This is a genomic window from Cryobacterium sp. Hh38 (assembly GCF_004403235.1).
Lineage (GTDB): Bacteria > Actinomycetota > Actinomycetes > Actinomycetales > Microbacteriaceae > Cryobacterium > Cryobacterium levicorallinum.
The window spans coordinates 111,316-132,931 of the sequence record NZ_SOHD01000029.1 but is presented as its reverse complement, the minus strand read 5'-3'; the positions used below and the strand labels follow the sequence as shown (position 1 = coordinate 132,931).

Below are 21,616 nucleotides of genomic sequence, written 5' to 3'. Positions count from 1 at the left end.
GCCCCGCGCACCTTCAATGCGAAGCAAATACGTGATTGGAGCGAAGCATGGCCGGGTACGAAACCAGGGACCGCACATCTCGATGGATCAGTGTCGCCTTCCTACAAGGAACTGAGGCCGACGCAGTGCTCGGCCTGATCGACCGAAGCGGAGCATCCGCTGCCTTCGACTACCTGCAGCCACGGGATCTCGGCGATGCCACGACCGACGCCGCCCTCGAGAACGGGTACGTCCACGACCGCATCCCGGCCGGCCGGACCGACCACATCATCGAGCATGATGGCTCGCCATATGCGCTGACCTACAGCAGGACCTATCGGTACGTTTCACTGTTGCGCTGGTATCCGCTTGAACCTGAATTGAAGCCGGCCCGGAACGCTTCCCGTCAAGACGACATCTGGGCCGCCCCGCGGTCGACGCGCCTGGCCGAGCGCACGGTCACGCTGTGAAAGACAACGATGTGACCGAGCGGATGCACACGGCCGCGCTGGTCGAGCCGCGCGGCGAGTTGCGCCGCGACCGTCGCGCCCGCCGACGAGCGGCAGCGAAGATCGAAGCGGATGCGCAGAAGGCCAAGACTGTCGCCGCGCGCACACGCTGGCACGCCGAGCGCGACGAAGCGCGATCAGGCGCCTACCTGCCCAAGGCCGGCGAGGCCGGTCCCGCGCAATTGCGAACGGCCAGCCGGCTGAAACTACCCAAGCATCAGGACACCACGGCGACGTTGTCGGGCCACTACCCGTTCCTCGCCGAGGCCGGACTCGGCTCCGCCGGCGTCTTTGTCGGGCAGGACCTCTACTCGGGCGGCTCCTTCGTCTACGACCCGTGGGTGCTCTATCAACGTGGCCTGATCACTGCTCCAAACATCGTGCTGGCCGGCATCGTCGGCTCCGGTAAATCCTCGCTCGCAAAGTCGCTCTACACCCGCTCACTCCCCTTCGGCCGACGCGTCTACGTGCCGGGCGACCCTAAAGGCGAGCACACCGCCGTCGCCGAAGCCGTCGGCGGCAAGGCAATCATCCTCGGCCACGGACTCCGCAACCGGCTGAACCCGCTCGACGAAGGACACCGGGCCGCATCCGTTTCGGACGCCGAATGGTCGGCGCAGCTGGCCGCCCGGCGCCGCGACCTGATCGGTGCCCTCGCCGAAACCGTGCTCGATCGTCCACTTAGCCCGCTCGAGCACACGGCCATTGACCTCGCCCTAGCGGATGCGGTGCGGAGGGCCGAGGTGCCGATCCTGCCGATGGTGGTCGATCGCATCCTCTCCCCCAACCCCGAGGACGACGAGGGCCGCCTCGCCGCGGACGGACGCCTGGTCGGCCATGCGCTGCGCCGGCTGGTGGCCGGCGACCTCGCCGGGCTCTTCGACGGGCCGTCGACCGTGCGCTTCGACCCGTCGCTGCCGATGGTGTCGCTCGACCTGTCGCGGGTGGCCGAGAACTCGACGCTCATCTCGGTGCTGATGACCTGCTCGTCGGCGTGGATGGAATCCGCCCTCGCCGACCCGGCCGGCGGCCAACGCTGGGTCATCTACGACGAGGCCTGGCGGCTCATGGCGTATCCTGCGCTGCTGCGCCGAATGGATGCCCAGTGGCGGCTCGCCCGCCACTTCGGCATCGCCAACATGCTGATCTTCCACAAGCTCAGCGACCTCGATAACGTCGGCGACTCTGGCTCCGCCATGCGGGCATTGGCGTCCTCGCTGCTGGCGAACGCCGAGACGCGCATCGTCTACCGGCAGGAACCGGACCAGCTCGGATCCACAGCATCCGCTCTCGGCCTCAGCCGAACCGAACAGAAACTGCTCCCCGCCCTCGGTACCGGCCAAGGCCTCTGGCGCATCAAGGATCGCAGCTTCGTCGTGCAGCACCAGCTGCATCCTGACGAGCTTGCGGCGTTTGACACGACGGCGCGGATGACCTCCGGGCAATAGCTGCGCACCTTGTATTGATTAAGGAGGCCTGGTCATGGAACGAGAGGCGCGAATGACGCTCGCAGCGCTTTCCGAGTACAGCGCAGTGTCAGTCTGTTTCTCCGACGAGCGAAACGTCTCTCGCTCTTCCACGAGCCGCATAGACCCGAATCTGAACGGTTAAGCGGATGACCACTCAGCGACCGCAGACCGACCTCGGCGACGAGCTGACCAACTTCGGCATTGAACTCCTTATCGGTGCGGCAGTGTTGGCCCTACTGCTTCGCGGCTCGGGGGCCGTCGCTGCCTGGGCAACTGGCATCACACAACCCGCTGGCGGGCCGGAAACCGGACTCGCCGTGCTCCTCGACCCAGGCAACCCGGCCGTAGCGCTGCGGGCACCGGACCTGAACCCGGTCGCATATTGGGTGATGACGATCTTGCTGGTGGGGCTGGCATCCGCTCTGGCGTTTGCGTTGTGGCGCATGTTCCGGGGCGTCGTAACAAAGACCGCCCCCTACCGCATCGCTGGCATCGCGACCCGGGCCGAGGTTGCTCGCGCCGCGTCGCATTCGGCCATCATGAAGCGCGCGGCGCACCTTCGACCGTCGCTCGTGAAGGCCAGCCCGAGCGATGTTGGTTATCGAATCGGGCGATCGCGCAACACCGCGGTCTGGGCCAGCGTCGAGGACTCAATCCTGGTCATCGGGCCGCCGCGCTCTGGCAAGGGAGCGCACATAGTGATCAATGCCATCCTCGATGCGCCGGGCCCGGTCGTGACCACCTCTACCCGCCCCGATAACCTCACGACTACGTTGCGCGCGCGGCAACGCATCGGTCCGGTGGCGGTATTCGATCCGCAGCAGCTGGCGGCGGGCGTGCCCGTGGGCCTGCGGTGGTCGCCGATTCGCGGCTGCGAGGACCCGCTCACGGCGATGATCCGTGCGGCCGGTCTAGCTGCAGGAACCGGGTTAGCCGCGGGCGGCGTTGACGGCGGCGGATTCTGGGAAGCGAAAACCCGTACAGTCCTGCAATCAATGCTGCACGCGGCAGCGCTCGACCACTGCTCGCCGGCTGAGCTCTTTCGCTGGACCCTCGACCCGGCCGCAGCCCACGACGCCGTCTCGATCCTGCTGACTTCTCCCGCGGCGGCCACCGGCTGGGGTGACTCCCTGAGGGCCACGCTCGAGGCTGACCCACGCACGCGCGACTCAATCTGGCAGGGCGTCTCTCTGTCATTGGGCGCCTTGGCTGACCCACGCGTGTTGGATGCCGTCTCTCCGCCAGAGGGCGAGGGGTTCGACCCCGAGGGGTTCCTACGCAGCAACGGCACCCTCTACCTGCTCGCCACCGGCGCGGGCTCGAACAACTCGGCCGCTCTGGTGTCGGCTTTCGTCGAGGACCTCGTCGAGACCGCTCGCCGCATCGCCGCCCGAAGCGCCGGTGCACGGCTCGACCCGCCCCTGCTGCTCGCGCTCGACGAGATCGGCAACCTAGCGCCACTCCCCTCGCTTCCCACGCTAATGGCGGAGGGCGGCGGCACCGGAATCACAAGCATGCCCGTGCTGCAGTCGCTCGCTCAGGCACGCACGAAGTGGAGCGACAACGCTGCCAGCACCATCTGGGACTCATCGATCGTCAAGATCGTGCTCGGCGGTGGATCCAACTCTCGGGACCTGCATGATCTCTCCACCCTGATCGGCGACCGCGACGAAACCACGGACTCGACGACCATCGGCGACCGCGGTTCACGCTCATCGCAGCGCTCCATCCGCCGGGTCCCGATCATGCCGCCCGACACGATCCGCACCCTGCCCTTCGGCACCGGACTGATCATGCTCCGCGCGGCGCCGCCGATCATCGCCAGCCTGCAGTTGTGGACCGCCCGCCCCGACGCGAAGGCGCTGCGCGCGAACCGCGAGGAAATCGAGGGGATGATGCGGGCGCCGGTCCTAACCCGTCCGGTGGAACATACCCACATGGAGCCGGAATGACGGACTCTGGCGTCGGAGCCTGCTCAACGGAGCCCGGCCCTCATCGTCGTCGGTGCAAGGATCGACATGACGATAGGAGATCACAGCGGTCTAAGCCTTTACTGCACCTAGCCGTCGTATGAGCCGGGCGGCCAGACATCTTTACTCGAATGCAGCCACCGAATCAGATTCTGTCTGACTGTCTCCCAAAGCTTGAGGTACCTTTCGACCAGGTGTGATTTCGAACTCATAAGTCCGGGGGCTAGTAGACGTCCGAAAAATCCTTCCCTCAAGAGTTGAAGGCGACGCGGCGGTGTTAGCTCCCACAAGGCGAATTGACGTGGGGAAAGTGCTCGAACCATTTCGTCGCCATATTCCCCTGAACATAGGAGGACCAGTACAAGCTGATCCCGTAGTCGCATACGGAACACTTCAACATATTTCTGGAAACCGCGCTCGACCGCTTGAGAATACTTTTCGGACTCGCCAGCCGCCCCTCCCCACCCAGCCGTGCCGAGCATAGTCTGCGGTGCAAAATCAGACGACCGAACGGTGCCTTTGTGCCATGCAATTAGCCAGCGCCCGATGTAACTGACGGTGTAGTCCAACTGGTCCATAGTGCCTTGCGGATGATGTTCGGCTCCCCGTTTCAGCGCATCCAGATGCAAGCTGAGCCACCCCGCGACCCAACGATCATTCGAATGGAAGCTCAGCTGGATTGAATCCTCGCTGATGCGATCCAAATCCGTATTGGCCGGCACTCCCTTGAGTTTCTTGGCTTCATAGTGCCATGCAGCGATGGCCTCAAGCCAGGTTTCAAGCACTACACGCCTGCGCTCCACACGCTGACGCCGGCTACTGATCACCTCGCCCGCTACGTAAACACTGATGGCCACCGAGACAGTGATCACAACCCCGACAATACCTTCAGTCAACTCTGCCCCCTAGCCGGAATCGAACACGCACTGTGCTTTCAAGTGTGGCAGGTAACGGGGCCCTTCTTGCCGCGTCCAGTAGGCGTAGTCCTGTCACCCTGCGAGCCAGCTTCCGGACGCGACTGCCATCTCATCAAGTGCTTCTCTATGGTGATCTAACCGACAATGACTCCAAACCGACACAGCTCGGAATCCGACCTAGGGACGTTAGACCTGTCCACGGGCCGACCACCCGGCAGAGTTTAGCGCGATCACCATGGAGCGCTCGGCGTACCTTCTGGTGAATGCGGATCACGACGGTCCGCCGCCAAATCACAGGAGGTCAAGTCCCATGGCATTTCACACCCAGCAATCGCTGTCCGGTTTCATCGCTTCCGACCCTCAGCAGTCGGTCACAGAGAACGGCGACACCCGCTTCTACGCGCGCATCGGCCAGCCCCACTTCCTCCGCGAAAACAGCGGCAATTTCACCGCACTGGAGCCGACATTCCATGACCTCGTCGCCTACCGAGCCACCGCCGAACGGGCTCTTACCCGCTTCGCCAAAGGCGACAGTTTTGTCGCCGAAGGGTACGTGCGCACCTTCCAGGTCGAACGCGACGGCGAAACCATCCAACGCGACGAGTTCGTCGCCAAGAAGATCGGCCACGACCTCGCACGCACCACCTATCAGGTCGACCGCACCCATCGCACAGCTTCGGACATCGAGGTCGAGCACGAGGCGGAAGCTGCTCACACCGGATCCAGGCGGTGAACCAGCAATGTCGGAGTCACTCGTCGAATGGGCGTCCGGCGATCACGACGATGCCTTCCGGGAGGCCTCCTTGGACGACCTCGACGCACACATGGCGGAGCCACCGCATCCGATCAACTGGAACCTGCTCAGCGCCGACGACGCAGAGGCCGAGTGGATCGAACTCAACCGGTGGGTGAATTGGCTGCGACGCACTTACGGGTTGCCGGCATCCGTTGTGCCGCCGTTCTGGCATCGGCACCCCGAGCTCGTCTGGGAGCTGTCCGCCCTGCACCTGCACTGGCTCGGTGCCTACGACCCCGACCAGCACGGCTCAGCCCCGCTCGGCTGGCACCGCGATTTTGCGGATGCCCGCCAGCGGCTCCGCGACTGGGTCGCGGTCTCTGGTACGCGGCTGGAGCGCGACCGGCCTACGCGGCAGACTGCGTGGCCAGGGGAATCGCCCGCCGACGCGGTCGAAGACGTGGTCATTGGTGAACGTGATGAGGACTTCGTGCAATTCGTCGTCGATGATGTTGCTGAGCGGCGCGAAGCTGAAGCAGTACTCTAGGTCTCGCTGACTGGCCATGAATACAGATACGCCTGCCGGGATCTAGTGGACGCATCGTCGGCGTTCGGTCGACGCGACAACACACGCCATACCCGGGAAAGAATCACGCGAGACTCCATCTCATAAATCTATGTGTCGGTGATTGAGAGGCTTCGTTTTCCTATGAAGAGCAATTGCAGTCACGTGCAACGCTTCTCGTGCCGACCGGACCACATAGAGGCCAGCACTGTACCGAAACTCGTGATTTTGATCGACGGGACGGTACGATTCCCGAGATGCGTCGGTCACAGTGACTGACATGCGCGGGGCGGGTGAACGCTCCATCGTTCGTAACGGCGGGGGCGGAATTGTGACTTTATTGGCTGGCGTAGCCGCATTCGTCGTATCGCTGCTCTTCAGCTACCAATTGTTTGATGCGCGCGAAGCAAACGGCGGCACTAGCATCGCAACTGCCATTAGCCGATTTATGTTTGTTGCGGTGGTCACGACGATTGTCTCTTTCGCGGTCAGCAGGCGCACGGAGAGCAAACGGCGCGAAGCTGAGCGCAGTCAACAATTACAAGTTGCCGAGGAAAGCAACGCGAATCTTCGACTGAAGGCCCGATGTCGTGAGCTAGACCTGATCGCCGAAGCAGAAACGCGCGAAGCCCAAGTTAAACAGGAATTTGAGCAGAGAGTAAGGGAGAGAGACGCAGGGCCATTTCGGTACGGCGTTGTCAAAGATCCACTATTCGCTGAAATCGTATGGAATGCCCTAAACCTCTCGGAGTCCGAGCGCGGTGTCATTAACGCTCAACAAATGGCAAGTCTTACCCTGCCGCTCGCCATCAATTGCTACGAACTCAAGGATCTCGAAGGTCTCCAGCACGCAGTCAACCTCCGTAGTCTCGATCTCGGTAGCGAGGCGAGCCTGAGGCACGTAGCAGATTTGGGTCCGCTACGCGGCCTCACTGCGCTAACGAGTCTGACACTTGGATATCTTGACAGCGTCCTAGACCTCAGCTCGCTATCCAGCCTCACGCTGCTCACAAACCTCAAGTTGTGCGGTCTAAACGAGACGGCGTTACCGACTTTGCCAAGACTTCCGTCGGTAACGTCCCTTATTTTATGGGCGATGGAGGCCCTGACGGATTTGGAACTCCTGGCGAGGCTCCCTGGGCTCAGAACCCTCGAGCTTTGGAGCATTGGTGTGTACGAATTGGGTCCACTTCGCGAACTCCATCGACTGGAGGACCTCACTATGGGAGCGATGGACCAGCTTTCGGGTTTGGAACCGCTCTCCGACGTGACCAGCCTGAAGACCCTCAAGCTCGGAGGCTCAGGCGGTCTCCATGGCGTAGAAAATTTGAGCCCGCTCGCCGGGCTCACGAACCTTTGCACTCTCGCCGTCGAGGGTCTGGTCAACGTCCGCGACCTTGGGCCACTCTCCGGACTCTCGCGCCTGTCAACGCTTACCCTGTCCGACTTACGGGAGGTTTCGGATGTTGGCCCAATCGCTGGACTAAATAGGCTGACTACCCTTACCCTGACAAGCCTTCCCCATGTACGAGAAGTCAATTCGATGCGTGGGCTATTCCGTTTACAAGAACTCTCAGTAACAAACCTTGAGGGAGTGGTGGATTGGAGTCCGCTGGCCGAGCTCACGGGCCTCGCGACGCTCCGCCTTGCACAGTGCAGCATTCGGGACCTAGATGCGCTGCGGAACCACACCCGTCTTTCTACCCTTATCTTGGAGAGCTGCTCCGTAACTGATTTGAAACCTCTCGCAAATCTGACCAGCTTAAGGACCCTTTCCCTCGGGTGGTTCCAGATCTGGGATTTGCGGCCGATCAGCGACCTCGCCAGCCTCACCGTACTAAGGCTTTACGGTTTCCGCGGTTGGAATGACATCGATCTGGGGACTATGGCGGCCCTCACCAAGCTCACCGAACTCTCGATGGGGGATTTACCCGTGTCGGACTTAAGCCCGTTGGCGTCACTCACAGGTCTGCGATCCCTCAGGCTTTCCCGAATGTCCGTCAAGACCTTGAGACCGCTGATTGGCCTCACACACCTGGCTGACCTGTATATCTCGAGTTTGTCTGTCCAACTGATCGATTCCGACGTTACAGGGTATCTCAGCGGGTTATCCCTGCATCGCGATTGAGTCGCGTGCTGAGACGCTACTAAACGAGATCCGTCCCGGAAATTACAGGCACGGGTATATCGAATTTGGATATATACATGAACCCGGCAGGCAATACCTCCTACTGCGCGTCAACCCGCGAGATCGAGACACGAAATCCAAGATTGATGAGCTGTTTCCCGTTCTGCATCAGATTGAGTTTGCTGAAGAATGGCAGCCAGTCAGTCCCGGACTTTGTTGAGTTAGCGATGACCACAAATGACGCAGAGTATTTCGCTCTTTCCACTTTAGCATTCGCCTCCGGGACCAGTTCCAGCCAAGCCGTAGTCTCAGGTTCGTTTGTATCCGAAACAATCATCTTCCTGATCTCGTCGCGGAAGAACCCGTCACCCAAAAATGTCGTCGCCGAGATCGTTCCCTGAGCAAACAAATGGCTCAATGTTGAGGACCGCGATTTTCTCTTGACATGGATGAATTCACCGGTTGACGCCAGAACATCGCAAAGCTCGATCCCACTCGCGGCGCCTCCCGGACGCTTTATCTTTGCGTCCAGCAGAAGGAGGTCTTGGGGAGCTGATTGCGCCAAACGATCGTTGTATTCTGCCTCAACTTCGCCCACAAACGAGCTGATGAGCCCGGTAGTTGACCGCGGCAGGCCATTTGCAAAGTCGTCAACTTGGGATACCAAGGAATCACTTACGGCAAACCAGCGTCCTTCGATCAGTACGTGTAGCTTCGATTTCAGGCGTTGTTCTGTGATCAGACACTGATATACCGTCCAACGACTATCAAAGTCGCTAGAACGCGAGAATCGGACCGATACGTGACGACCCTTCAACCGGCTGATCGTTATATCGGCTGTTGCTGAACCCAATCTGACTAGATAGTCGTCAAGATCTAAGTCATCGTACTCCTCCTTACGAGTTCCCCCGATAGTGAAGGCATCGACATCAGCCCAATCGATGACCTCTGGCATCGCCATGTGACTGTTGGAGGTATCCCCGACAACTAATTGCTGTTCAACGAGAAAATCCAAGGCGTCAATTGTGGTCTTGTCGCTAATAAGTGCCAGGTGATCAATCCACGCGAAATCAGTCTTGTAAGTTGATTCCTTGAACGCCGCGAGAAGCTCGACACACAGTGACGGTAGGTCTTTAGGCGGTAAGTCAGAGCTGATAACCAAGGCATCCGATCCAGATAGCCTTTTTGCCATCTTCGTGTTGCGAGGCTCGCCCGTAACCGCGCGAAGGATGTCACGTGATACGTCAAGACCAAATGTGGGAAGATCGGTGCTCTTACTTGCCTGCGTGCTGCGAGTGACGACCATATCCTCGAATGTCTTTGTGTCCATGCTGCGAATCTGGCTCGCGTCTATCCGATTCAGAGCAACTCGCAGCCCAAACTGATGTTCGATTTTTGTGGGATCCAGGAAACCGCGCCCATATCCGAAAGTGAAGGCGAAGAACCTACCGCCGGATTTTAGAATGAGCAACCCCGAAGCAGACGACGAAAAGACAGTCGATAACGGAGTTGATAAAATGGGATTTACATAGGTCGCCCAGGCTGGCGCAGTGGCCGGCCGAGAAGTGAAGTAAAATTTCCCTGAAATATTGGAGGCAGGATCTAACGGAGCAATACTCGGTGACTTACCAGACCCAATAGCGTCGTCGGGTTCCTGTACATCTCGCAATAAGTAAATAGTCAGACGGCTTGTCGCCACGAGATCCCCAATCAGTGCGTGTGCCATATATTAGCGCCCGAACATTCCGAACACCTTCATCGGAAAACAGATGCAGAATTTTCCACCTTTTTTGTCCATGCCCATTAGAGTACTCTGGCTGTTCAACGACCCGCTTTCCCCATAGGCACGGTGCGCAGTCGCTTTGATGCGCCGGTGATTACCCGCAAACTGTGCGACGTCTGTTTAATATGTGTAACGCTCAGATCGGATGGACCAGCTCGAATAGGGCTCGGGAAGCAAGACGATCACCCGCTTCCCCGCTTCCCCTGCTTCCCCTGCTCCCTGCTCCCTGCGTCGTACTCCCTACTCCTCAGCCAAGTCCGCATGCCCCGCGACCAGACTGTCAGACAGTCGTTCCAGTCAACCGCCGAGCACTTCATCGAGAATCTCCGCCGTCACTGGGTCGACCATGTCGGCCGTGACCACGTAGCTGTTTCGCGTGGTTTGCTCGTTTGCGTGGCCGAGAAGTCGAGACGCCAGCGTGATCCCGGCTGCACGCTCGATCAGCGTCGCTGCCGTGCGCCGATAGATGTGCGTCGTGTACTCGTCCACGTCGACGCCCATCTCGACCAGCTGAGAGCGCTCATCTTCGACGAATGCGCGCAGCAGGCGCTCATAGTTGCTCACGCTCAACGAACGACCGGTCTTGGTGGGGAACAAGAACGCCTCCGGATTCGCCTCAGCAAGCGCCAGCCGTCGCCGCACCGCAGCCCCGGCCATCGACGGCAAAGCGATGCTCCGCCGTTGCCGAGACCGCTTGGGAGAGTTCTTGCGGTGCGTTCCCTGCGCCTTGGTACTGACGATAGTGCCGCTGACCAGGACGGTGGGCGGCAGGGTCGTCATGTCGACATCACAGCGGCGCAGACCGATGCACTCACCGACGCGCAGTGAAGTGCCGATCATGATGTCCATGCCGTCGATAAGTGCACGGTAGTTTGGGCGCGGTCCGTCGTCGCGTGTAAGCCGCCACACCTGCATGCGCCCGCGAATGGCAGTGATTTGCGCGGGCGTGAGGGCGGATTCCTTGCGCGGTGACATCGGCAGGCGTTGTACATCGCGTACGGGGTTCTGCATAAGGGCGTCGTCTCGCACGGCATAGCCACACACGAGACTAAGCACTGCACGCGCTCGACGGGCTTTCGAGATCGTTTCTTCCTCCAGGATTCGCTGGAGGATGCGATCGCAGCGACCGACGGTCAGATGCTTGAGCCGCACTCCCCCGCCCCGCGGCACGATAATCACACGGGCGGTCGTCTCGTACGATTCGTAGGTCGAGTACGACAGGCTGCCGGCCTTGGCACGGGTGAGCACCTGTGACAGCCAGAGCTCTACCGCGTCGGCGATCGTGCTCGACGGTGAGAGGTCTCCGGCACCGCCAGTCGCCATCGCTCGAGCCTGTCGGTGGACTTCGGCCCGTGTCTCATCTTCGCTTTCGGCCGTGACCCCGATGCGGTGAAGGCGACCGCTATCGTCGCGAGTGGATGCACGAGCTCGGTACCTCCCGCTCGGCAGGACATCAATCGCGATGCTACCCAGCTCGCCAGCCAGGATCTGCGGTCTAACCATGTCGGTGCTCACGCACCCAGGTGAACACGTCCTGCACGTCGTACCGCACGAGCCGGCCGAGCTTGATATAGGGCGGCCCGGTCTGCATCAGGCGCCAGTCCTCGAGCGTGCGCTCGGGCATTCGCAGCAGCTCGGAAAGCTCGCGCTGGGTGAGAAACGTCGGAGTGATTTGCGTCGTCGCGTCCATACGCAATAGGTGCGCGGCTATTGCCGTGAGCAGCCCGGCTATGCCGCGACGAGCCCGTATCTGCCCGGGCAACAGAGCGCCTAACCCACTACAGAAGGGGGTTATTGGTCCGTTTCTGGTCACAGAGCCTGTTTCGGGCCTGTTCGACAGGGTGGGCTATAAGTGATTTCGCCGCGGAATCCTGCGCCTGCTAGTGCTGGGGTACCTGGACTCGAACCAAGAACAAATGAACCAGAATCATCCGTGTTGCCAATTACACCATACCCCAATGCCTAATCCGAAGATCGGGCCGAGTATTAGCCTAGCCCACTTGGGCTGGAGAGGCCAAACCGAGGTGTCCCCCGGCGAGTCGAAGCCCCTCCGACCCCGCGGTCAGGCGGCCGTCACTACCGCCAGCGCCCGATCGAGGCGATCCAGAGTTTCAGCCTGCCCAAGAATTTCCATCGACTCGAACAGCGGCGGGGAGATCTTGCGACCCGACAGTGCGACGCGCAGCGGTCCGAAAGCAACACGCGGCTTGAGTCCCAGGCCCTCGATGAGGGTCTCGGCCAGCAGCGTGTGCACACGGTCGGTGGTCCATTCCACTGCAGGAATACCTTCGAGGGCGGTACGACTTGCGCCGAGAATGTCGGCGGCGTTCTGCGGGAGGGAGGCGAGGGCATCCGCTTCGAGAATGAGGTCGGCGCCGGTCACGAAGAGAAAACCGAGCATGGCGGGCGCTTCGCCGAGCAGCGCGATGCGTTCCTGGATGAGCGGGGCACCCTGAGCGAGCAGGGCCAGGTCGGCGGCGCTCGGGGTCTCGCCGAGCACGCCGGCGGTCACGAGGTAAGGAACCAGGCGGGCGGCGAAGTCGTTCGCTTCGAGCTGGCGAATTTGGTCGCCGTTGATGGATTCGGCCTTCTTGAGGTCGAACCGGGCCGGGTTCGGGTTGACGTTGACGACGTCGAACGCGGCCGTGAACTCGTCGATCGTGAACACGTCGCGGTCGTGCGAGAGCGACCAGCCGAGCAGGGCGAGGTAGTTGAGCAGTCCTTCGGGGATGAATCCACGGTCGCGGTGCAGAAACAGGTTCGCTTCGGCGTCGCGCTTGCTGAGCTTCTTGTTCTTCTCGCCCATGACGTAGGGCAGGTGACCGAAGCGCGGCACGAAGGTGGTCACGCCAATGTCGATGAGCGCGTGGTAGAGCGCGATCTGGCGCGGGGTGCTCGAGAGCAGGTCCTCGCCGCGCAGAACGTGCGTGACGCCCATGAGCGCGTCGTCGACCGGGTTGACGAAGGGGTACAGCGGATGCCCGTTCGGCCGCACGACCACGAAGTCGCTAAACGAGCCGGCCGGGAAGGTGATCTCGCCACGCACGAGGTCATCGAAGGAGAGCTCGGTGTCCGGCACCCGCAGGCGGAGCGCCGGGGAGCGGCCCTCGGCCCGGTAGGCGGCCTTCTGCTCCTCGGTGAGATCGCGCTCGAAGTTGTCGTAGCCCATTTTCGGGTCACGTCCGAGGTCGCGGTTACGCTTCTCGATCTCTTCGCCGGTGACGAAACTCTCGTAGATATGGCCGCTCGCCTTGAGCTGCTCGATGACTCCGCGGTAGATGTCGTAGCGCTCGGACTGGCGGTACGGCGCTTGGGGGCCGCCGACATCCACGCCTTCGTCCCAGTCGAGCCCGAGCCAGCGCATCGCCTCGACGAGCTGGAGAAAACTTTCCTCGCTGTCGCGGGCGGCGTCGGTGTCCTCGATGCGGAAGATCATCGTGCCGCCGGTGTGCCGGGCGTAGGCCCAGTTGAACATGGCGGTGCGGACGAGGCCGACGTGCGGCGTTCCGGTTGGAGAGGGGCAGAACCGCACGCGAACGTCGGTTCCGGTGGCGGTAGAAAACGGGTGTGCAGTGGTGTCAGACATTACTCATGATTCTAGTTGGGCGATCCCGGACCTACTTCTGTCCGGGCCCGGGCCCGGAAAGCGGGCCCATGATCGAGCATGGGCCCGCTTTCGTAAGGTGGGCCCGGCGCACGCCGCCTAGACGACCGACGAGATCGCGACCAGCGCGCGCAGCGCAGCGGCCAGGGCTGGTACACGCTCGGCTCCGGCAGCTGTCACGGCGTGCAGGGTGCGATGGTCCTGCCCGGATGTGGCCCGGATAGAGGCGCCCGCGCGCCGGCCGACCGACTCGATCGCGAGGGCAGGAAGCAGCGCGACCCCGATGCCGGCCTCGACCAAGCCAAACACGGCGGCGGCGTTGTCAGTCTCATAGCTGATGCGCGGGGCGAATCCGCGGCGATCGCACAGGTCGAGCAGGTGGCCGCGGCAGCGCGGGCACCCGGCCACCCAGTTCTCGTCGGCGAGGTCGCCGAGGTCGATCGGTGCGGCAGCACCGGCCAGCGGATGCCCGGCCGGCAGCACCAGCATCATCTCGTCTCGCCGCAGGGTCGCCACCCGCAGCCCTTGGGCGCTCTGCCGGTGCGGATCCACGCGGTCGCCCGGGTAGCTGAACGTGATGGCCAGGTCGGCCCGATTCTCGCGCACGGCGGCGACGGCCTCTGGCGGTTCGGCCTCGAGATAGGTGATGCTGATCTGGGCATGCTGCTGCTTCATGCGCGCCAGCAGGCTTGGCACGAGGGTAGCGGATGCCGACGGGAAGGCCACGAGACGCACCAGCCCGGTGCGCAGCCCCTGCAGCTCGGCAATCTCCCCCCCGGCTGCATCGAGCGCTGTGGCCACGGTCACGGCGTGCCGCGCCAATACGAGGCCGGCCTCGGTCAGTCGCACTCCACGGCCGACACGTTCGACCACGGCGAGCCCGAGCCGCTTCTCGAGCCGTTTGAGCTGCTGGCTCACTGCCGGCTGGCTGTAGCCGAGGGCGGCGGCCGCGGCGGTGATGGACCCGAATTCGTGCACCGCCCCCACGGCCCTCAGTGCGTTGGCGTCGATGTCGGGGTTCTCGCCGGGCAAATGGATCATGTTCTCAATCATAATTCTTGGTTATGCAATGCATCAGATACTGGCCGTTGTCGCATGCATTCTCGATGGTCACACTAGAAACATGAGCCCCGCAGCAACGAGCACCAGCAGCCCCACCGCCAAAACGGCCACCAACCCGGGCGCCGGCAAGACCGCTGACACGAGCCCGAGCACGAGCACGAGCACGAGCACGAGCACGACGACGGTAACCCTCCTCGAAGCCCGCGCCCGCTACGCCTCGGGCCGCGGCTACCTCGCCGCCTGCACCCTCGGACTGCCCACGATCGACACGATCGCCGCGATGCGCGCCGATACCGAGGCCTGGGCCGGCGGCCAGGCCTGCGCCTCCCGCTACGGTGAGGTCGTCGAGCGCGTACGCGTCGGGTACGCCGATCTGGTGAACGTCACAGCCCAAAGCGTGGCGATCGGCTCGCAGACCTCAGTCATGGCCGGCCTGATCGCCGCGAGCCTGCCCGACGGTGCCGAAGTGGTGCTGCCCCTCGGTGACTTCAGCTCGATGGTGTTCCCGTTTCTGGCCCAGGCGCACCGCGGCGTGACCGTGCGGCAGGTCCCCCTCGCCGATCTGGCCTCGAGTCTCACCGCGAACACATGGCTGGTCGCCTTCTCGCTCGTGCAATCCGCCACCGGAACTGTCGCCGACAGCGACGCCATCCGGGCCGCCGCACGTGTAACAGGTACCTTCACACTCTGCGACACCACCCAGGCCGCCGGGTGGATGCCGGTCGACGCCTCCCAGTTCGATGCTACTATCTGCCACAGCTACAAGTGGCTCTGCGCCCCGCGCGGCGTTGCGTTCTTCACGGTCGCCGAGACTTTCGCCGCACAACTGCACCCGATCAATGCCGGATGGTATGCGGGAGACGACCTGTGGGCATCCTGCTACGGTCCGGCGATGGCGCTTGCTGCCGAGGCCCGCCGGTTCGACGTATCGCCGGCCTGGCCGGCCTGGGTCGGTGCCGAACCGGCCATCGACCTGTTCCGCCGTCTGGATATGACCGAAGTGCGCGCCCACACTGCGGGGCTCGGTGATGCCCTGAGTGACGGTCTCGGCTTGCCTCGGCTTGATCAGGCCATCGTCAGCTGGCCGGATGCCGGTGGCCGCGACCTCGCTCGCCTCGCCTCCGCCGGAATCACCGCCTCTGGCCGCGCCGGTCGAGCCCGCGTGGCGTTCCATCTTTGGAATGATCGGGACGACGTGGACGCCGTGCTGGACGCGCTGCGCCGCGGCTAGGTACAGCCAGGCAACGCTGGGCATACGTTCGCTGTCGGCGACGTCGAGCCCCTGGGCCCGACGTCGCCCGCCGTTATGCTTTCTCGGCGACGGCCGCAATAATCGCCTCGGCGAGGGCGCCCGATGAGGCCGGGTTCTGACCGGTGTAGAGGTTGCGGTCGATCTCCATGTGCGGAGCGAATGATTCGCCGGCGATGAAGTCGGCGCCCAGTTCGACCAGGCGGCTCTGCACCAGCCACGGAGCCTTCGGAGCCAGTCCGCCGAGAACCTCTTCGGCGTCCGTGAAGCCGGTCATCCGGTAGCCGGTGAACGGCCAGCTGTCGTCGGCACGCTGAGCAGCGAGCAGGGCGGCCGGGGCGTGGCAGAGCACGCCGAGGATGCGGCCGGTGTCGAGAGATTCGGTGAGGATGCGCCCAGAGTCGGCGTCCACAGCGAGGTCTTCCATCGGGCCGTGACCGCCCGGGTAGAACACCACGTCGTAGTCGGCCACGGTGATGTCGTCGAGGCTGAGCGGTTCATCGAGCTGGCTGGAGATGGTTCCGATGTAGTCGATGATCTGTGCTGCACGGTCCTCTCCCCCGGCCGCATCGGCACGGAGGCTGACCGGGTCGATGGTCGGAGCCACGCCGCCCGGTGTGGCGATGCTGATCTGCCAGCCGGCCGCAGTGAACAGGCGGTGCGGCTCAGCGAGCTCCTCTGCCCAGTATCCGGTGGGGTGCTGGCTGCCGTCGTTGAGGGTCCAGTGGTCAGCGGCGCTGACGACGAAAAGTACGTGGGTCATAGTGTCTCCGTTTTCAGTGAAGTCGTTCGCGGAATTGTGCGGGGTGATTCGAATCAGAGGGTCGGGATGAGCCCGCCCGTGCGAACGACCATTTTGCCGGTGTTCTCGCCGCGCATGAGGCCGAGGAACGCTTCGACACTGTTCTCGACGCCGTCGACGACGGTCTCGTCGAAGACGATCTCGCCGGAGTCCAGCCAGGCGGCCATCTCGGCGGAGAATGCCGGAAGGTGGGCCCAGTAGTTGCCGATGGTGAATCCCCTGAGGGTCAGGCCGCGGGTGACGATGTTGGACAGGTTGTTCGGACCGGCCGGGGCATCCGTGCTGTTGTACAAGGAGATAGCGCCGCACAGGGCCGCGCGGCCGCCGTCGTTGAAGGAGGCCAGGGCTGCCTCGAGGTGCTCACCGCCGACGTTGTCGAAGTACACGTCGATGCCGTCGGGTGCTGCAGCGGCGAGCTGGTCCGTGATCGAACCGTCCTTGTAGTTGAACGCGGCGTCGAAGCCGTACTTGCTGGTGAGCAGCGCGACCTTCTCGGGCGATCCGGCGGAGCCGATGACGCGCTTGGCGCCCTTGAGTCGGGCGATCTGGCCGACCATGCTGCCGACCGCTCCGGCTGCGCCGGAGACGAACACGGTGTCGCCTTCCTTGAGCCCCGCGATTTCGAGCAGGCCGACGTAGGCGGTCAGGGCGGTCATGCCGAGCACCCCGAGGTAAGCGGAGGCCGGAACGCCGGGGAGCTCGGGAACGACCCTGAAGCCGGCGGCGTCCTCCTGCACCAGGTCACGCCAGCCGTACTGATGGGTGACGACGTCGCCGATGGCGAACGCCTCGTTTGCGGAGGCGATGACGCGGCCGACAGCCGCGCCGGTCATGGTCTCACCGAGCACGAACGGCGGTATGTAGCTCTTCACATCGTTCATCCGGCCACGCATGTACGGGTCGACGGAGATGAATTCATTCGCGACTCGAATCTGGCCGGCCGCAAGCTCCGGCAGGTCGACGGTCACGGTGCGGAAGTCCGCATCCGTCGGCCAGCCGACGGGACGGTTCACGAGCTGGATCTGGGTACTGACGGTATTTGACGCCATGGTCGGCTCCTCTGCTAGTTCTAGAACGATCGTTTTACTATATAGTAGACTTATCGGTGCACAAAATTGTCCGATCGTCGGACAGAATTCAAGGAGCGAACATGGGGCGGATGCAGACCTTTGACAGCGGAGTGGTCGTGCAGGCTGCGCGAAACCTGTTCTGGGACAAGGGATTCGACGGCGCATCCCTGGCCGAGCTGGAGGCGGCCACGGGCGTCGGGCGGTCCAGCCTGTACCACGCGTTCGGGAGCAAACGCGGGCTCTTCGACGCCGCGGTCACCGACTATCTGGAGACGGTGATCCGGCCACGGCTGGCCGGATTGCGAGCGGGGCCCCGCGATTCCTCAGCCCTGCTCGAGTACTTCGCCGGCCTCGCCCGCGCAACGGTCACGCAGGCCCCCGACTCAGCGCAGACCGGATGCCTTCTGGTCAATTGCGCCGCCGGCCTCGCCGCGCACGACGAGCCGACCCGCGCCGTCGTGGAGGGATACCGCATCGAGTTGACCGATGCGCTCAGGCACGCACTCGAATCGGCCGCGGCACCGTCATCGTCATCGTCATCGTCAGCAGCGGAATCCGTCGACGAGCGCGTGCGCACCCTGGCCTCCCTGTCCCTGAGCGCAATGCTCGTCGCCCGGGTGAACCGGGATGAGGCGATCGCCCTGCTGAACACGGCGTCGAACCAGGTCAGGATCTGGTTCCCCGACGCCACCGACTGAGTCCGGCGCCGGATCCGGGCCCGGGCCTTTGCCTGGATCTTGGTGCCCGCTCGCGGGTCAGGCGGGGCGCACCACCGGGTTCACCAGCGAACCGATGCCCGCGATCGCCATCGTGATCGTGTCCCCATCGACGACGGCCGCGGGCGTGTCCAGGCGTCCGGGCAGGATCACATCACCGGGCAACAGCGTGAACACGCTCGAGGCGAACGCGACCAGGGCAGAAACCGTGTCCTCGGTCATGCGGTCGTCATCGTCAAGCGCGACCGCCTGAAATTCCTCGTCGTTGATAAGCCCGCGCAGCGCTGACGACGCCTCATCGAATTCAGTCTCGATGACCGGACCGAGCGGCAAAAACGTGTCGAAGGCGCCCGCTACACCCGAAGCGAGGTTGGCCGCGGTGACGACCGTCGCGACGGTGTAGCCGAAGACGCGGCTCAAAGCATCCGCTGGCGAAACGTTCTTGGCGATCTTGCCGATGATGATGGCGAGCTGGCCGTCGACCTCGATCTGCTCCGACGCGGCCGGCAGCACGATGGCGTCGCCGGGGCCGACGACGGCGGTGTTCGGCCGCAGCACGAACGCCTCGGCCGAGACCATAGCAACGACCTTCGACCGCGGAATCACCGGCGCGAGCAGCTTCACGTCGGCCAGGGCGACCCGGTCGCCGGTCGTGTCGAAGCCGGCGAACATCGGGTCGCTGGTGAGCACGACCAGTTCGTGCTCGTCAACGATGCCGAACGCGATGGCGCCCTGGTAGCTGTAGCGTGCGATCTTCACGTGTCTCATTCCCGCCCGCAAAGGCCAAAAGGTTCAGCTTAGCCGGGTGAGCCAGCCGTGACGGTCGGGCAGGCGCCCATACTGAATGTCGGTGAGTTCCTGGCGCAGCGACAGGGTGATCTCGCCGGCGGGGGCATCCGCGTCACCGATCGCGAAGTCGCGCGCCTTGAGCTGGCCGATCGGGGTGACGACGGCGGCGGTTCCGCAGGCAAAGACCTCGGTGATGGCACCGGATGCGACACCCTCACGCCACTCCCCGAGCGTCACCTCGCGTTCCTCCACCGTCATACCTCGGTCGCGGGCGAGCTGCATGATGCTGTCGCGGGTGACGCCTTCCAGAATGGATCCGGTCAGGCGCGGCGTGACGAGCGTGTCGGTGCCGTGCACGAAGAACACGTTCATACCGCCGAGCTCGTCGATGTGGCTGCCGGTCTCGCCGTCGAGAAAGAGCACCTGGGCACAGCCGTTTTCGTAGGCTTCCATCTGGGGCAGCAGCGACGCGGCGTAGTTGCCGCCGCACTTGGCAGCGCCGGTACCGCCGCGACCGGCGCGGGAGTATTCGGTCGACAGCCAGATCTTCACCGGGGCAACGCCGTCGGCGAAGTAGGCGCCGGCCGGGCTGGCGATGACGTAGAAGCTCACCTGGTGGGCGGCGCGCACGCCGAGAAAGCTCTCGTTGGCGATCATGAACGGGCGCAAGTAGAGGCTCGTCTCCGGCGCTGAAGGAACCCAGTCGCCGTCGATCGCGATCATCTGCCTGATCGACTCGATGAAGTCGTCGACGGACAGCTCGGGCAAAGCCAGCCGGTGCGCGGAACGCTGCAGGCGCTGGGCGTTCTTCTCGGGCCGGAAGGTCCAGATCGTGTTGTCGGCGTGCCGGTACGCTTTGAGACCCTCGAAGATCTCCTGGCCGTAGTGCAGCACCGACGAGGCGGGGTCGAGCAGCAGCGGTCCGTAGGGTGTGACGCGGGCGTCGTGCCAGCCGGCATCGACCGACCAATCAATGGTGACCATGTGGTCGGTGAAGTGCTTGCCAAAGCCCGGGTCGGCGAGAATTTCGGCGCGTTCGGATTCGGCGCGGGCCTCGGTCGACGGGGTGACGGTGAAGTTCAGGGGAAACGTTGTGGTCTTGCTCATTTGAGTACCTTGTCTGTCAAAAGCGTCACGATGGCGTCTCCCACCTCAGCCGTGCTGCGTCGCACCGAAGTGGAGCGGCGCGCCAGGTCGTCGGCAACCGCGTCGTTGACGCGAGCCGCGGCATCCGTCAGCCCGAGATGATCGAGCAGCAGCGCCACCGAGAGGATGGCCGCGGTCGGGTCGGCGAGTTGCTGGCCGGCGATATCGGGGGCCGAGCCGTGCACCGGCTCGAACATGCTGGGAAAGCGGCCCGTCGGGTTGATATTGCCGGAGGCTGCCAGGCCGATGCCGCCGCTGATTGCCGCTGCCAGGTCGGTGAGAATATCGCCAAAGAGGTTGTCCGTGACGAGTACATCGAATCTACCCGGATTCGTGACAAAGAAAATGGTCGCCGCGTCGACGTGCAGGTAATCCACCGCAACCTGGGGGTACTCCAGCGCCACCTCGTTCACGATGCGCTGCCACAGGCTGCCGGCGAAGACCAGCACGTTGGTCTTGTGCACCAGGGTGAGGCGCTTGCGCTCACGCCCCTGGGCGACCTCGAAGGCGTAGCGCACGACGCGTTCGACGCCGTAGGCGGTGTTGACCGAGACCTCGTTGGCGACCTCCTGCGGGGTGCCACGGCGAATGGCGCCGCCGTTGCCGACGTAGGGGCCTTCGGTTCCCTCGCGCACGACGACGAAGTCAACCACGCCGGGGGCGGCGAGCGGGCTCGTCACACCGGGGTAGATCGTGCAGGGCCGCAGGTTCACGTAGTGATCGAGGGCGAAGCGCAGGCCGAGCAGCAAGCCCCGCTCAATGTTGGCGTCTTTCAGCCGGGGGTCGCCGGGAACGCCGCCGACGGCGCCGAGCAGAATGGCATCGTGCTGCTGAATCGACGCGAGGTCAGCGTCGGTGAGCACATCACCGGTTTCGAGAAACCGCGCGGCGCCCAGCTGAAAGGTGCTCGTCTCAATCGTGACGTCATCGCGGGCAGTGACGGCGCCGAGTACCTTCACGGCCTCAGCGACAACTTCCGGTCCAATCCCGTCTCCGGGAATGACAGCGAGTTTGATAGTACGAGACATGCGGCTCCGAACAGTCAACGAACACCTAAATTGCGTATAGTCAAACCTTACCTTTGTCGCCGAAGTGCCTAGGCTTGTCTCCAAGGCACCACCA

Annotated in this window: 19 protein-coding genes and 1 tRNA gene; 8 read left to right on the top strand and 12 right to left on the bottom strand. The window is 63.3% G+C overall.

Annotated features, from left to right (window positions below):
• Positions 1-47: 47 nt before the first annotated feature.
• From E3T41_RS11105 to E3T41_RS11095, 3 genes are all read left to right on the top strand, one after another.
• Positions 48-449, top strand: coding sequence for a hypothetical protein (locus tag E3T41_RS11105; protein WP_134478583.1), 402 nt, complete (start codon positions 48-50; stop codon positions 447-449).
• A 23-nt stretch (positions 450-472) separates the two neighbouring features.
• Positions 473-1,936, top strand: a complete 1,464-nt coding sequence (locus E3T41_RS11100; protein WP_134478643.1) for an ATP-binding protein — start codon at positions 473-475, stop codon at positions 1,934-1,936.
• 167 nt (positions 1,937-2,103) lie between these two features.
• A complete protein-coding gene (locus E3T41_RS11095; protein WP_134478581.1) occupies positions 2,104-3,909 on the top strand; it encodes a TraM recognition domain-containing protein in 1,806 nt (601 codons plus the stop codon).
• Between the two features lie 107 nt (positions 3,910-4,016).
• Here the strand turns inward: E3T41_RS11095 and E3T41_RS11090 are convergent, their stop codons facing one another.
• Positions 4,017-4,823 (bottom strand): hypothetical protein, encoded by an 807-nt coding sequence (locus tag E3T41_RS11090; RefSeq protein ID WP_134478579.1) that lies wholly within the window; start codon positions 4,821-4,823, stop codon positions 4,017-4,019.
• Between the two features lie 331 nt (positions 4,824-5,154).
• On the opposite strand from E3T41_RS11090, the gene E3T41_RS11085 reads away from it, so the two are divergent.
• From E3T41_RS11085 to E3T41_RS11075, 3 genes are all read left to right on the top strand, one after another.
• On the top strand, positions 5,155-5,577 hold the full coding sequence (locus E3T41_RS11085; RefSeq protein ID WP_134478577.1) for a single-stranded DNA-binding protein: 423 nt from the start codon (positions 5,155-5,157) through the stop codon (positions 5,575-5,577).
• Positions 5,578-5,584: 7 nt separating this feature from the next.
• A complete protein-coding gene (locus tag E3T41_RS11080; protein ID WP_241991135.1) occupies positions 5,585-6,127 on the top strand; it encodes a DUF4913 domain-containing protein in 543 nt (180 codons plus the stop codon).
• A gap of 289 nt (positions 6,128-6,416) precedes the next feature.
• Complete coding sequence (locus E3T41_RS11075; protein WP_134478575.1) at positions 6,417-8,273, top strand: leucine-rich repeat domain-containing protein; 1,857 nt, start codon at positions 6,417-6,419, stop codon at positions 8,271-8,273.
• A 100-nt stretch (positions 8,274-8,373) separates the two neighbouring features.
• Here E3T41_RS11075 and E3T41_RS11070 read toward each other — a convergent pair whose 3' ends face one another.
• The 6 genes from E3T41_RS11070 to E3T41_RS11045 all read right to left on the bottom strand — a co-directional run bounded on the left by E3T41_RS11070 (position 8,374) and on the right by E3T41_RS11045 (position 14,701).
• On the bottom strand, positions 8,374-9,999 hold the full coding sequence (locus tag E3T41_RS11070) for a DUF6119 family protein (protein ID WP_134478573.1): 1,626 nt from the start codon (positions 9,997-9,999) through the stop codon (positions 8,374-8,376).
• 354 nt (positions 10,000-10,353) lie between these two features.
• On the bottom strand, positions 10,354-11,379 hold the full coding sequence (locus E3T41_RS11065; RefSeq protein ID WP_241991134.1) for a site-specific integrase: 1,026 nt from the start codon (positions 11,377-11,379) through the stop codon (positions 10,354-10,356).
• Between the two features lie 172 nt (positions 11,380-11,551).
• Entirely contained in the window at positions 11,552-11,818 is a 267-nt protein-coding gene (locus E3T41_RS11060) for an AlpA family transcriptional regulator (RefSeq protein WP_241991133.1), read from the bottom strand.
• 124 nt (positions 11,819-11,942) lie between these two features.
• Positions 11,943-12,014: transfer RNA gene (locus E3T41_RS11055), tRNA-Gln, on the bottom strand.
• Between the two features lie 104 nt (positions 12,015-12,118).
• Positions 12,119-13,642, bottom strand: a complete 1,524-nt coding sequence (gene gltX, locus E3T41_RS11050; RefSeq protein WP_092449266.1) for a glutamate--tRNA ligase — start codon at positions 13,640-13,642, stop codon at positions 12,119-12,121.
• A 117-nt stretch (positions 13,643-13,759) separates the two neighbouring features.
• Positions 13,760-14,701, bottom strand: a complete 942-nt coding sequence (locus E3T41_RS11045; protein ID WP_134478635.1) for a LysR family transcriptional regulator — start codon at positions 14,699-14,701, stop codon at positions 13,760-13,762.
• Positions 14,702-14,783: 82 nt separating this feature from the next.
• Between E3T41_RS11045 and E3T41_RS11040 the strand changes: the two genes are divergently transcribed.
• Positions 14,784-15,953: an aminotransferase class V-fold PLP-dependent enzyme gene (locus E3T41_RS11040; protein ID WP_134478571.1), complete on the top strand. Its 1,170-nt coding sequence runs from the start codon at positions 14,784-14,786 to the stop codon at positions 15,951-15,953.
• A gap of 73 nt (positions 15,954-16,026) precedes the next feature.
• Here the strand turns inward: E3T41_RS11040 and E3T41_RS11035 are convergent, their stop codons facing one another.
• Both E3T41_RS11035 and E3T41_RS11030 read right to left on the bottom strand, forming a co-directional pair.
• Positions 16,027-16,734, bottom strand: a complete 708-nt coding sequence (locus tag E3T41_RS11035; RefSeq protein WP_134478569.1) for a type 1 glutamine amidotransferase domain-containing protein — start codon at positions 16,732-16,734, stop codon at positions 16,027-16,029.
• Positions 16,735-16,787: 53 nt separating this feature from the next.
• Entirely contained in the window at positions 16,788-17,822 is a 1,035-nt protein-coding gene (locus E3T41_RS11030) for an NADP-dependent oxidoreductase (RefSeq protein WP_104132610.1), read from the bottom strand.
• Between the two features lie 101 nt (positions 17,823-17,923).
• On the opposite strand from E3T41_RS11030, the gene E3T41_RS11025 reads away from it, so the two are divergent.
• A complete protein-coding gene (locus E3T41_RS11025) occupies positions 17,924-18,541 on the top strand; it encodes a TetR/AcrR family transcriptional regulator (RefSeq protein WP_092449270.1) in 618 nt (205 codons plus the stop codon).
• 57 nt (positions 18,542-18,598) lie between these two features.
• Here E3T41_RS11025 and E3T41_RS11020 read toward each other — a convergent pair whose 3' ends face one another.
• Genes E3T41_RS11020 through E3T41_RS11010 form a run of 3 tightly spaced genes read right to left on the bottom strand, consistent with a single transcriptional unit; the run spans position 18,599 to position 21,522 of the window.
• Entirely contained in the window at positions 18,599-19,327 is a 729-nt protein-coding gene (locus tag E3T41_RS11020) for a fumarylacetoacetate hydrolase family protein (protein WP_370257525.1), read from the bottom strand.
• Positions 19,328-19,351: 24 nt separating this feature from the next.
• Positions 19,352-20,455, bottom strand: coding sequence for a branched-chain amino acid aminotransferase (locus tag E3T41_RS11015; protein ID WP_134478565.1), 1,104 nt, complete (start codon positions 20,453-20,455; stop codon positions 19,352-19,354).
• Positions 20,452-21,522, bottom strand: a complete 1,071-nt coding sequence (locus tag E3T41_RS11010; protein WP_092449273.1) for a 3-isopropylmalate dehydrogenase — start codon at positions 21,520-21,522, stop codon at positions 20,452-20,454. Before E3T41_RS11010 ends, E3T41_RS11015 begins: the two co-directional genes overlap by 4 nt.
• Positions 21,523-21,616 lie beyond the last annotated feature (94 nt).